The organism is Corynebacterium halotolerans YIM 70093 = DSM 44683, from assembly GCF_000341345.1.
Classification (GTDB): Bacteria; Actinomycetota; Actinomycetes; order Mycobacteriales; family Mycobacteriaceae; genus Corynebacterium; species Corynebacterium halotolerans.
This window is the reverse complement of the sequence record NC_020302.1, coordinates 408,303-420,617: the sequence shown is the minus strand read 5'-3', so window position 1 is coordinate 420,617 and position 12,315 is coordinate 408,303. Positions and strand designations below refer to the sequence as shown.

The 12,315-nt window shown below is 67.2% G+C and carries 11 protein-coding genes; 1 reads left to right on the top strand and 10 read right to left on the bottom strand.

From position 1 onward, the window contains the following. Positions 1–41: 41 nt before the first annotated feature. From A605_RS01960 to A605_RS01925, 8 genes are all read right to left on the bottom strand, one after another. The gene (locus A605_RS01960) at positions 42–677 is read right to left on the bottom strand and encodes a deoxyribose-phosphate aldolase (RefSeq protein ID WP_015399825.1); all 636 of its coding nucleotides are present in this window, start codon (positions 675–677) and stop codon (positions 42–44) included. Beyond that, the gene (locus A605_RS01955; protein ID WP_015399824.1) at positions 678–974 is read right to left on the bottom strand and encodes a DUF2516 family protein; all 297 of its coding nucleotides are present in this window, start codon (positions 972–974) and stop codon (positions 678–680) included. It abuts the gene before it with no gap. A gap of 8 nt (positions 975–982) precedes the next feature. Next, positions 983–1,696, bottom strand: coding sequence for a CGLAU_01105 family protein (locus tag A605_RS01950; RefSeq protein WP_015399823.1), 714 nt, complete (start codon positions 1,694–1,696; stop codon positions 983–985). A 16-nt stretch (positions 1,697–1,712) separates the two neighbouring features. Then, positions 1,713–3,125, bottom strand: coding sequence for a DUF445 domain-containing protein (locus A605_RS01945; protein ID WP_081602067.1), 1,413 nt, complete (start codon positions 3,123–3,125; stop codon positions 1,713–1,715). 238 nt (positions 3,126–3,363) lie between these two features. After that, positions 3,364–3,714 carry a hypothetical protein gene (locus A605_RS01940; RefSeq protein WP_015399821.1) on the bottom strand — a complete coding sequence of 117 codons (351 nt, stop codon included), beginning with the start codon at positions 3,712–3,714 and terminating at the stop codon, positions 3,364–3,366. 66 nt (positions 3,715–3,780) lie between these two features. Next, a complete protein-coding gene (locus A605_RS01935; protein WP_015399820.1) occupies positions 3,781–4,530 on the bottom strand; it encodes a succinate dehydrogenase/fumarate reductase iron-sulfur subunit in 750 nt (249 codons plus the stop codon). Next, positions 4,530–6,539 (bottom strand): fumarate reductase/succinate dehydrogenase flavoprotein subunit, encoded by a 2,010-nt coding sequence (locus A605_RS01930; RefSeq protein ID WP_015399819.1) that lies wholly within the window; start codon positions 6,537–6,539, stop codon positions 4,530–4,532. The genes A605_RS01935 and A605_RS01930 overlap by 1 nt, the downstream gene beginning before the upstream one ends. A 30-nt stretch (positions 6,540–6,569) precedes the next feature. Continuing rightward, the gene (locus tag A605_RS01925) at positions 6,570–7,325 is read right to left on the bottom strand and encodes a succinate dehydrogenase cytochrome b subunit (protein WP_015399818.1); all 756 of its coding nucleotides are present in this window, start codon (positions 7,323–7,325) and stop codon (positions 6,570–6,572) included. Positions 7,326–7,713: 388 nt separating this feature from the next. On the opposite strand from A605_RS01925, the gene ramB reads away from it, so the two are divergent. Continuing rightward, the gene (gene ramB, locus A605_RS01920) at positions 7,714–9,141 is read left to right on the top strand and encodes an acetate metabolism transcriptional regulator RamB (protein ID WP_015399817.1); all 1,428 of its coding nucleotides are present in this window, start codon (positions 7,714–7,716) and stop codon (positions 9,139–9,141) included. Positions 9,142–9,192: 51 nt separating this feature from the next. Here the strand turns inward: ramB and A605_RS01915 are convergent, their stop codons facing one another. Together A605_RS01915 and lpdA are read right to left on the bottom strand one after the other, a co-directional pair. Further along, the gene (locus tag A605_RS01915) at positions 9,193–10,278 is read right to left on the bottom strand and encodes a hypothetical protein (protein ID WP_015399816.1); all 1,086 of its coding nucleotides are present in this window, start codon (positions 10,276–10,278) and stop codon (positions 9,193–9,195) included. Between the two features lie 132 nt (positions 10,279–10,410). Further along, positions 10,411–11,820 carry a dihydrolipoyl dehydrogenase gene (gene lpdA / locus A605_RS01910; protein ID WP_015399815.1) on the bottom strand — a complete coding sequence of 470 codons (1,410 nt, stop codon included), beginning with the start codon at positions 11,818–11,820 and terminating at the stop codon, positions 10,411–10,413. Between the last annotated feature and the right edge of the window lie 495 nt (positions 11,821–12,315).

Below are 12,315 nucleotides of genomic sequence, written 5' to 3'. Positions count from 1 at the left end.
GTCCGGAGTGCGCGGCCGCGCACTCCGGACCCTCCGGTCTTCTACTCCCCGGCCCGGGACAGCAGCGCCCCGACACCCGCGAGCGCCAGCCGGTCCGCGCCGGAGTCGAGCCAGTCCACGGCCTCGGCCAGGGAGGGTGCGGCACCCACCGCCGTGACAGGGAGAAAACCGGCGCAGCTGCCCACGGTGACCGCCATGTCCGTGCCCGTTGTTCCCGCGGGGTGCCAGCCGGTGGCGGTGACCAGACGCTCCGCCCCCGCCAGCTGCGCCGCCCGGCACACGGGGGTGACGTCCGCGCGGGCGGGGGCCTCGACGATCACGCCCAGGTTCACGGGGGGCGGCACCGCCTCACGCACTGCGACGATCTCCGCGAGCAGCGCATTCGGATCCTCGACGGCGGCGTCGACAGTCAACCAGATCTCTGTGGCGCCTGTCTCGACGGCCAACCGCGCCTCAGCGGCCTTGACCAGGGTGTGGTGACGGCCGGTGGGAAATCCCACCACGGCGACCGCGGTCACGTCCGCCGGGATCAGCGGCAGGTGGGAGGGGGCGACGACCAGACCGTGGAGCCCCTGCTCACGCACCGTGGCAACGCCGCCGCGCACCCGGTCCGCGGTGGCGTCGGGCGTGAGGAGCGTCAGGTCGACCGTGCCCGCCAGCCAGGTCAGGTCGTCCATCTACCAGCCGTAGTTGCCGCTGAGCAGGGACCGCAGGTGGGGGCGCACGTCGAACCAGTAGATGCCGATGGCCACCATGCCGGCCCAGGAGAGGAACGGTATTCCCGTGATCACCGCGAACGCGGAGGCCACGAGGATGGCCACCCAGATCCACTTCGACTGCCGGTCGCCGGCCTCGTAGGCGTCGTCCCGGGTGGTGCCCGCCATGAGCGCGCCCACCACGCCGGCGAGGCCGACGGCCAGGTAGAGGAACGTTTCGAAGAAGCCGTAGGTGGTGAGCAGAGTGTTGCTGAGCATGTCGGGGGTCAGTTGTCCTTGTCGGGTTTGTCGGTGCTGTCGTCAGAGATGACCTCTCCCTCAATGATATCCGGGTCGGCCGACGGTCCCGTAGTCGACGCCTTGGTCTCGCCACCCCCGATGGTGCTGGCCCGGTCGATGAGGTCATCGAGACGCTGGCGCAGATCGGCGATCAGTCCGTCGGCGTCGTCACCGGTGTCGCCGGAGCCGCCGGAGCCGGACTCGGCACGGCGGGCACGCACGGCCTCGACGGTCTCGTCGAAGGACTCCCGCACGGAGCCGACGGCGCGGGAGAAGGCGTCCTTGGCCTCGTCGACCGAGGAGGAGTGGCGCGTCTCGTCGGCGGCACGGCGAGCGCTGCCCGCGACGTCACGGATGATGTCCTCGGCGTGGCCCGCGAAGGAGGAGGTGGCCGACTTCAGTTCCTCGGTGGACCGGGCACCGGACAGCTTCTCGCGGGCCTCCCGGGATGCGGCGCGGAACCGGCCCAGGGTGGTTTCCTCCCCGTCGACGGCGCTGCGCCGGGCGTGCGCGCCGGAACCGTTGTCGCTGGTCTCCCGGTCGTCGCGGAAGCGGTCGGCGAAGTCTGAGACCACGTCCCCGAGCCGCGAGCCGGCGTTCAGCCAGGCCTGGAAGGGCTCCCGCAGGTTGTCCAGCAGGGAGTCCTTGTCGCCGTGGTCGCCGGTGGCATTCTGATTCGGGTTCTCGGTGGTCATCGTCATCGCTCCTTAACGAGGGTCAGGCGCCGAACAACAGCTGATTCACAGTGTAAATGGCCAATCCCGCCAGTGCACCGACGAGTGTTCCGTTCAGCCGGATGAACTGCAGATCCTTGCCCACCATCAGCTCGATCTTCTCACTGGCCTCCTCGGCGTCCCAGCGCTCCACGGTCTCGGAGATGATGGCGGTGACCTCGCCGGCGTAGTTCTCGGCCAGGAAGGCGGCGGCACCGGTGATCCGCTTGTCGAGGCTGGCCCGCAGCTCAGGGTCGGTCTGGATGTTCGTCCCCCACGTCAGGCACAGCTCGGTGATCTTGGTGCGCAGCAGGGAATTCCCGTCCCCCGCGGCCTCCACGAGTGAGGCGGAGGCCGACGCCCAGATCGCGGCCGCGGCCCCCTGCACCGGGGTGGAGCCCATGACGTCGCGCTTGATGCCCTCCACCCGCTCGATCATCGCGGGATCGTGTTGGAGGTCCCCGGCCAGCTGGTGGAGGAAACGGCGGATGGCGTGGCGGCCCTCATGATCCGGGTCCTCGTTGAGCGCCGCGGTCCAGGACACGAGCTCCCGGTAGACCCGCTCGCCGACGAGGTTCTTGGCGAACTTCGGGGCCCAGTTCGGCATGCGCTCATCAATGAGGCGGACCACGGAGTCCTCGGAGGCGAGGACCTTTTTGTGGGCCCAGGAGATGACCTCCTCGACGACGGGCTCGGCCTTGCCGTCCTCGATGAGCTGCTCCAGCAGGCGGCCGGCGGGCGGACCCCACTCCGGTTCGGAGAGTCGGCCGATCAGCTGGGAGTTGATGATCGCCTCGGCGTCCTTCGGGTCGAGCGCGCGCACCCCGTTCGCGGTGAGACGCCCCGCCTCCCGGGAGACCTTGGCGGCGTTGTCCGGTTGGGACAGCCACCCGCCGATCCGCTCCGGAATATTGGCCGAGCTCACCTTCTCCGTAATCAGTTCCGCGTTGAGGAAGTTCTCCCCGACGAATCCGGACAGCGCCTGCCCCAGCTGGTCCTTCTTCTTCGGGATCAGCGCGGTGTGGGGGATCGGGATCCGCAGCGGGTGGCGGAACAGGGCGGTGACGGCGAACCAGTCGGCCAGGCCGCCGATCATGCCCGCCTCCGCGGCGGCGCGGACGTAACCGACCCAGGCCGGGGTGTCCCCCGGCTGCGACTGCCACCAGCTGCAGGCCAGGAAGATGGCCGCGGCGACGACCAGCAGGCCGGTGACGAACGCCTTGTGGTTGCGCAGCGCCCGACGGCGCTCCGCCTCCACCTCCGGGGTGGGGCCGGGGACCGAGCGTCTCGGCCGTGTCTCCACCGCCGCACCGGCGCTGGCGCCGACTTCGTAGGCGTCGGCGGCGTCATAACCGGGACGGCCGTCGTGGTCGTCGGCGTCATCGGTGTCGTCGGTGACCAAGCTGTGTCTACCCATGGGAACCATTATGGCCGCTTGCCCCGGCTCGGTGGGGGCGGGCGGAATCAGAGCAGTTCAAGAGCGTACTGCAGGATGTTCCAGCTGGTGATCAACGTGATGAGCGCGATCAGGACGATGATGAGGTTGCGGCGCACGCGCCCCAGACTAACCGAGGACCCTGGGGCGGATCGCGAAAACTCCGCCGCCCCTTCCGGGGTGGCGGAGTCGGCGCGGAGACGCGAGTGGAATCGGTCGCCTAGTGCGTGCGGCCGGTCTCTTCCTTGTACTGACGGTAGTAACGGCGTCCGTAGCGGATGAGACCGAAGCCGACGGCGAGCCCGCCGAAGCCACCGACGAGGCCGATGATCAGGTAGAGGTCCGGATTACCACCGGAGATACCCTGCCCGAACAGGTTGAGGCCAAGCGCCCAGATGGCGAAGCCGAAGCCGGCGAGCGAGATCAGGACCAGACCCATGCCCACCCAGGTGGAGGTGCGCTCGAGGGAGGAGTGGGGGGCGCCGAGGCTGACCGGCTCATAGCCCTCGATGTAGTGGTCGTGGATCTTGGTGCTGTAATCCGGGAAGCTCTCGGATGCCTGGTCGGCCATCGCAAAGTTGTTAGCGCTCATTGCCTTACTCGCTTTCGTCTCTCGTACTCAGTTCCGCTACCAAGTCTAGTCATCCTTGCCACGGAAGGCCGCGCGGGCGCGCTCCTTCGTGACCGCGGACACGGCGGTGAGCGGGATACCGGCCGGGCAGACGTCGGCGCACTCGCCGTACAGCGAGCAGTGGCCGAAGTTGGTCTCGAGCTCGTCGACCATCTGACGGGCACGCTTGCCACGCTCCTCCTTGCCCAACGGCATGAGGGAGAGGTGGACCAGCTTCGAACCCGTGAACAGGTGGGCGGCACCATTCGGGCAGGCCGCCACGCAGGCGCCGCAGCCGATGCAGGCGGCGTGGTCGAGGGCGAGCTCGGCGGTCTCGTGGTTCATGTGGAGGGTGTCGGCGTCCGGGGCGGTGCCGGCGTTGATGGAGACGTAGCCGCCCTTCTCCATGACGCGCTCCAGGGCGGAACGGTCCACGACCATGTCCTTGATGACCGGGTAGGCGGCGGAGCGCATCGGCTCCAGCTTGATGTGGTCGCCGTCGTTGTAGCCGACGAGGCGCTGCTGACAGGCCGGCTTGTTCTGCTCGGCGCCGTGGGGGCGGCCGTTGACCATCAGACCACAGGTGCCGCAGATGCCCTCGCGGCAGTCGGAGGCGAAGGCGAAGGGCTCCTTGTTCTCCTCGATGAGACGGTTGTTGACGTGATCGAGCAGCTCCAGGATCGACATCTGCGGGACGGCGTCCGGGACCTCCACGGTCTCGAAGGCGCCCTCGTGGGTCGGTCCGGCCTGCCGCCAGATCTCAAGAGTCAGCTTCATTACTTGTAGTTCCTTGTCTGCAGCGGGATCGATTCGAAGTACAGGGGCTCGGCGTGGCGGACGAACTTGTCCTCGCCCGCCGGCTCCCATGCGGAGACGAAGCACCAGTTCTCATCGTCGCGCTCGGCCTCGCCGTCCTCGGACAGGTGGTCGTCGCGGTAGTGGGCGCCGCAGGACTCATCGCGGTCCAGGGCGTCGATGCACATGAGCTCGCCGAGGTCGATGTAGTCGGCCACGCGGGCGGCGTACTCGAGGGCCTGGTTCATGTAGTTCTGCTCGCCCGGGACCTGGACGTTGGTCCAGAAGTCCTCGCGCAGGGCCCGGATCTTCCCGATGGCCTCGGTGAGGTCCTTCACGTTGCGGGACACGCCGCAGGCGAAGTAGAGGATCTCGCCCAGCTGACGGTGGTAGTAGTCCGCACCGTGCGGGTTCGGGCCCGTGATGTTGAGCAGGCGGTCGATGCGGGCCTGGGCACGTTCGACGGCTGCGAGGGCCTCCGGGGAATCCTCGGCCAGCTTCTCGGTGCCGAGCAGCGGGGCCAGGTAGTTCGGGATGGTGAACGGCAGGGTGAACCAGCCGTCAACCGAGCCCGAGAGCAGGGAGTTCGCGCCCAGGCGGTTCGCGCCGTGGTAGGTCCAGGAGGCCTCACCGGCGCAGAACAGACCCGGGACCGAGGTCATCTCGTTAAAGTCGGTCCACAGACCACCCATGGTGAAGTGGCAGGTCGGGGCGATGCGCATCGGCGTGGTGTACGGATCCTCGCCGATGGCCTCCTCGTACATCTGGAAGAGGTTGGAGTAGCGCTCGCGCACGGTGTCCTTGCCGAGGCGCTCGATGGCGTCGCGGAAGTCCAGGTAGGCGGAGTTGTGCATCGGTCCGACGCCGAGACCCGCGTTGATCTGCTGGGAGATCGCACGGGAGGCGACGTCACGCGGGACCAGGTTACCGAAGGCCGGGTAGCGGCGCTCCAGGAAGTAGTCGCGCTCCTCATCCGGGATGGTGTTCGGGTCGCGGTCGTCGTTCGGCTCCTTCGGCGACCAGATGCGGCCGTCGTTACGCAGCGACTCGGACATCAGGATCGTCTTGGACTGCCAGGTCGAGTTGACCGGCAGGCCCGTCGGGTGGAACTGGATGAACGACGGGGAGGCGAAGTACGCACCCTGCTCGTAGGCCCGCATGAGGGCCGAGGCGTTGGAGTTCTTGGCCAGCGTGGACATGTGGTACACGTTGCCGTAACCGCCGGTGGCCAGGATGACGGCGTGGCCGGTGTAGGGGGTCAGCTCGCCGGTGATCAGGTTGCGGGTGACGATGCCCTCGCAGCGCTTCTCGCCGTCCCGTTCGGTGACGATGACGTCGACCATGTCGGTGTGGGAGAACAGCTCGACGTTGCCGAGACCGATCTGGCGGGTCAGCGCGGACGCCGTCGACAGCTGCAGCTGCTGGCCCGTCTGGCCGCGGGTGTAGTAGGTGCGGGAGACCTGCACGCCACCGAAGGAACGGGTGGCCAGGGTGCCGCCGTACTCGCGGGCGAAGGGGGCGCCGATGGCGTTCATGTGGTCGATCACGCGGGCGGACTCGATGGCCAGCCGCCAGCAGTCGGACTCGCGGGAGCGGTAGTCGCCGCCCTTCACGGTGTCCTTGACGTGGCGGTATGCACTGTCGTTGTCGACCTTCTTGCCGCGGGCGGAGTTGACGCCACCCTGGGCGGCGATGGAGTGCGCACGACGCTGGGCGTCGTGGTACGTGAAGACCTTCACGTTGTAGCCGAGCTCACCGAGGGCTGCTGCGGCGGCGCCGCCGGACAGGCCGGTGCCGACCACGAGCACGGTGAACTTGCGGCGGTTGAGCGGGGAGACCAGCTCCATGTGGTCCTTCTGGTAGGACCACATGTCCTTGGTCGGCACGCCCTTGGGCTCCGCGGAGTCCAGGATGGAACCCGGAGTGACGCCCTCGACGGCGGAGGCCGGCTGGACGAACTCTGCGCGGGTCGCGGTTTCAGTGTTGCTCATGTTCTTCTTTCTCTCCCTGACCTAGCTGATCTAGCTGACCCAGCCGACTGCGACAGACAGCGGCATGACGATGTTGCCGATCACGACGATCGCCGGCACCAGGTAGGCGACGACGAGCAGGATCTGGCGCCAACGACGGCCGGTGATACCGAGGTCGGAGACGGCGAGCCAGATACCGTGCGACAGGTGCAGGAACAGCACCAGGTTGGCGAGGATGTAGAAGATCGCCACCGGCCAACGGCTGAAGGACGCGATCATGTTGGCGTGGACCGCGCCGTGCTCGAAGGCCTCCGAGGCCGCCGGGGCGACACCCAGCGTCATGTCCAGAATGTGGAAGATGATGAACAGCAACAGGATCAGGCCCGAGATGAGCATGGTCCGGGCGCTGAGAGCGCCGAGGCCACCAACGAGGTTGGTGCGGCGGAACTTGCCGCGGGACTGGCGCCCACGGGCGGTCAGCGCGAATGCCCCGTAGACGTGCAGCACCAGTGAAACCAGCAGCACGATGCGGAAGATCCAGAGAACGGTCTCCCCCGGGAAGATCGGCGTACCCAGGCTACGCAGGAACGTACCGTATTCGTCGAGCGCGGGGACCCCGTCGTGGGCCGGCATATAAAGTTTCAGGTTACCGACCATGTGGACGAGAACGTAGAGTCCGAAGATCAGGCCAGTGACCGCCATGGTCAGCTTGATGGCCCAGGTCGGGAAGGAAGGCCGCTGACGCAGCGGCTTCTCAGTGATCTTGCCGTGAACGATTGCGTCACGGTCAGCGTTTTTAACAGTCATGGCACCTCCAGTGTCGCTCATACCTTACGGCGGCACCCCCGGCCGGGACCACTTCCGGCCACCCCGAACGGAGGAGGAAATCGCTTCCGGAAGGCCGACAAAGCCCTGCTTAGGCTAGACTTACCTAGCGCCCGGCAGGAAAAAAGTGGCCGCTGCCACGAGGCTTGAGGGCGAATCAACGTTTCCGTAAAGTTCCCGGTCCCACCTGTGAAGTTGATCACCAGTTCCGCCTCGCGCGCACCCCCTCACCCCGTTAGGTGTCAATCTTTCGGTTGACCTACCCCCGCAACAGTTTTCCCGCCGCAACATTTACCCCTTCAGCGAATGTGCCAACACATTCTTCGCAAAAACATCGCTGCGTGACGATCATCACGCTACTATGTTCGCCATGGGAAAGACCTACGTCGGATCGCGCCTCCGTCAGCTGCGCCGCGAACGTGACCTCAGCCAGGCCTCGCTGGCGGCCACCCTCGGGTTGTCCGCGAGCTACGTGAACCAGATCGAGCACGATGTCCGCCCGCTGACGGTGCCGGTGCTGCTGCGCATCACCGAGGCCTTCGGCGTGGACGCCACATTCTTCTCGCGTGACGACGACTCGCGCCTGCTGGCCGAGATCCAGGACGTCGTGACGGACAAGGAGCTGTGCCCCTCCCCCGTCGACCTGCAGGAGTTGTCCGAGCTGGTCTACAACCACCCGGCCATCGCCCGGTCGATGGTGGACATGCACCGCCGCTACCGCAACGTGCGCGACAAGCTCTCGATAGCCACGGACACCCGCCGGCGCATCGACCTCAACGTCCCCGTGACGAACAACCAGGCCCTGTCGATGCCCCACGACGAGGTGCGCGACTTCTTCTACGCCCGGCAGAACTATCTCGACGCCCTGGACACCACCGCCGAGGAGATCTCCGGCGAGCTGGGCGTCGAGCGCTTCGGAATCCGGGACACCGAGGACGCGCTCGCCCACCGCCTGCGGGACCGGCACGGCGTGGAGATCTCCACCTCCTCCGACCTCGACGGCACCCTGCACCAGTTCGACCGCGACGCCGGGCGCCTCGAGTTGGCCAGCCAGCTGACCACCGGTCAGCGGGCCTTCCGCATGGCCGCGGAGCTGGCCTATCTCGAGGCCGGGACCGGCATCGATGAGCTGGTCGCCGAGGAGCACTTCACCTCCGAGGCCACCATCAACCTCGCCCGGCGCGGTGTGGCCAGCTATTTCGCGGCGGCCGTCGTCCTGCCGTACCGCACCATCCACTCGGAGGCGGAGCGTTCGGGCTATGACGTCGAGTACCTGCGCAGCGTCTTCGGCGTCGGCTATGAGACGGTGGCCAGCCGGTTGTCCACCCTGCAGCGGCCGAACCTGCGGGGCATCCCGTTCACCTTCGTGCGCGTGGACCGGGCGGGCAATATGTCGAAGCGGCAGTCCGCCACCGGCTTCCACCTGGCGCATTCGGGCGGCACGTGCCCGCTGTGGAACCTCTACGAGACCTTCACCAACCCCGGCGCGATCATGCGGCAGCTGGCCCAGATGCCGGACGGGCGCAATTACCTGTGGATCGCGCGCACGGTGCGCCACCACCAGGGCCGCTTCGGGCAGACGGGCAAGCTCTTCGCCATCGGCCTGGGCTGCGAGGCCCGCCACGCCGACCGCACGGTCTACGCCGAGGGGCTGGACCTGGACGACCTGTCGGGCGCGACCCCGATCGGCGCCGGCTGCCGTGTCTGCCCGCGGGAGAAGTGCGCCCAGCGCGCCTTCCCGCCGATCCACGAGGAGATCGAGATCGACGCCCACCGCTCCTCCATCGCGCCGTACTGATCCGCGTGTCGACGCCGCGCGGGGCGGGCGTCGGCACGCGGGCGCCGGTCGCTACTGGTCGTCTTCGTCGTTGTAGTGCCCGGCCTGCATGCGGCGCTGGTACTCACGCAGGTTGTAGGTCGCACTGCGGATCTCGACGTCCCGGTCGAAGTTCGAGCCCAGCGCGCCGGCCATGGTCCCCAGGGAGGCACTCAACCAGGCGATGGCGACATAGGTGAACCAGCCCACCTCGTGCCCCAGCTGATCCTCCAGGTAGGTGCCGGGAATCACGGCGACCGAGGCGACCAGCATCACCCCCAACGCGAGCGCGTAGATGAGCAGGACCGTCATGCCGATGGTGCCCAGGGTCGCCAGGTTGTCGATGCTTTCCCGCCAGCGGGACTCCTGGGTGCCCATACGCTGCCACAGCCGGTTGTGGATGATCAGCCAGGTGCCGAACGCGCCCACCGCGAGCAGGCTGATCATCAGGAGCCGGGGGATCGACAGGGCGTCGGCCATGTTCCAGATGGAGCCGTAGAAGATACCGAACCCGCCCGTGGCGGCCATGGCGGCCAGCGAACTGGACAGCACCGACAGCAGCCGGCTCGGCTCGTTGCAGCGGACCATCCCGGCGATCATCCGCAGGGTACGGCCGCGGTGATCGAGCACCCGGGTGAGCACCTCAGCGGAGTCGTCGGACTCCTCGCCCTCCTCGTCCGGGCCATGACCGGCCACGCCGGCGACGGGGACACCGTGCTCGATGAGACTGACCAGCTCCCGCCGCAACGCGCGGGTGGCGGCCACGACCCCGAGCGCGGGCAGACTGATCAGCACCGCGTCGTCGTGCGCCGCCCGCTGGCTGATCACGGGCCGCTCCCAGGCGGTCAACGGCAGGTCCGTCACATAGATCATCCGGTCCCAGCCCCGGATCTCCAGGATCTTCCCGGCGTACTCGGACAGCATCACGTCACCGTCCGGGGACATGGGGACGGTCTCGGCGCGGAACTCCACCCGACCGATGCCCGGATACTCGCCGACCATGACGTCGATGTCGTCGTCGTTCTCGCTGTCGCGGAAGTCCTCGAGGAGCTTCGAGAGCACCCCCTTGACCTCTCGCTGCGGTTTTCCCTGGTCGGCCAGTATTCCGATGGTGCCCATGAGGGTCCTCCCTGCGCCTTTCCTCGGTGGCCCCGATATCGGGGCCTCAGTGATGAAACAGGGGGTCTCCGGTCGGAGACCCCCTGTCCGGTGATGGAAGGAACGGGGCGGGTCGATGCCCGCCGATGGTGCCTAGAAGTTGATCATCTCACCCATGACGCCCTCGGCGGCCTCCTTCATGGCCTCCGACATCGTCGGGTGGATGTGAACGCTGCGCCCGATCTCCTCGGTGGTCAGGTCGAAGCGCTGGGCCAGGGCCAGCTCCGGCATGAGCTCGGAGACGTTGGCACCGACCATGTGCGCGCCGATGAGCTCGCCGAACTCGCCGTCGGCGACGATCTTGACGAAGCCGGCCGGCTCGGCGAGGCCCTGGGCCTTGCCGTTGGCGGTGAACGGGAAGGTGGAGACCTTGATCTCGCGGTCGGAGAACTTCTCCCGGGCCTGCTCCTCGGTGTAGCCGAAGGAGGCGACCTGCGGGTTGCAGAAGGTCGCGCGCGGCATCATCATGTAGTCGCCCAGCTCCTGGGTCTCGGCGTCCGCGATGGTCTCGGCGGCGACAACGCCCTGCGCCTCGGCGACGTGGGCCAGCTGCAGCTTGGCGGTGACGTCACCGATGGCGTAGATGCCGTCGACGTTGGTGCGCATGCGCTCGTCGATCTCGATGGCGCCCCGCTCGGTGAGCTTGACGCCGGTGTTCTCCAGGCCGAAGCCCTCGACGCGCGGGGCGAAGCCGATGGAGACCATGACGCGGTCGACCTTGAGGGTGTCGTTCTTCTTGCCGTCCTTGGACTCGACCTCGACCTCGACGACATCGCCCTTGTCGTTGACGGAGGTGGTCTTGTAGCCGGTGAGCAGCTTCACGCCGAGCTTCTTGTACTGCTTGGCGATCTCCTTGGAGATGTCCGCGTCCTCGTTCGGCAGAACGCGGTCCATGAACTCCACGATGGTGATGTCCACGCCGTAGTTGGCCAGGACGTAGGCGAATTCCATGCCGATGGCGCCGGCGCCGACGATGACCATCGACTCGGGCAGCTCCTTGTCCAGGATCTGCTCCTCGTAGGAGACGACGTTCCCGCCGATCTCCACACCGGGCAGGGACTTGACGACGGAGCCGGTGGCGATGATGCAGTCGTCGAAGGTGACGGTCTTGCCGGAGTCCTTGCCGTCGGTGATCTCGATGGTCTTTTCGTCCTTGAAGGAGCCGAGGCCGTCGATCTCGGTGATCTTGTTCTTCTTCATCAGGAAGTGAACGCCCTTGACGATGCCGCCGGAGACCTTGCGGGAGCGGTCGTGGGCGACACCGAAGTCGAAGGAGACATCGCCGGAGATGCCGAAGGTCTTCGCCTCGTGGTTGAAGGTGTGGGCAACCTCAGCGTTCTTGAGCAGCGCCTTGGAGGGAATGCAGCCGACATTGAGGCAGACACCGCCCCAGTACTGCTTCTCCACGACGGCGACCTTCTTGCCGAGCTGGGCTGCGCGGATGGCGGCTACGTAGCCGCCGGGGCCCGCGCCGAGTACTACAACGTCATAATGTTCAGTCACAGCTATCAGGATACGTAACTGGCGCCCGTGGTGTGAACGGTTACCGGTCTCCGGAAACGACGCCACCCCGCCGTCCGCGGCCCGGGGGCGAATCCGGGGGCGGGCGACAGGGTGATGTCCTGCGGTGGTGGACCCGCCGGGGCGGGGCCGCCGGTTCCTAGAACGAGCCGAGGGACAACGCGATGTAGGAGGAGGTCGAGGAGCCGACGTGGATCAGCTGGCCGAGGACGGTGTTGATGGCGACGATGATCTGCTCTGCGATGTTCATGGCTGGCTTCTTTCTGTCATAAGGGTGGCTGCCTGGGGCCGGGGAGGACTGCGCCGGGCGCGTCCGGCCCTGCGGCCCACAGTATTTTCAACGGGTCGGCCGCCCCAAACGTTACGGTGTCAGGGCCGGTGACGGAGACCGTACGCCTCGCATTATGACACCTCCCTCCCTTGCCCACCACTTGTCACGGAAGTAATTTCGGCGGCAGATGCAGCGGGGATTTTCCC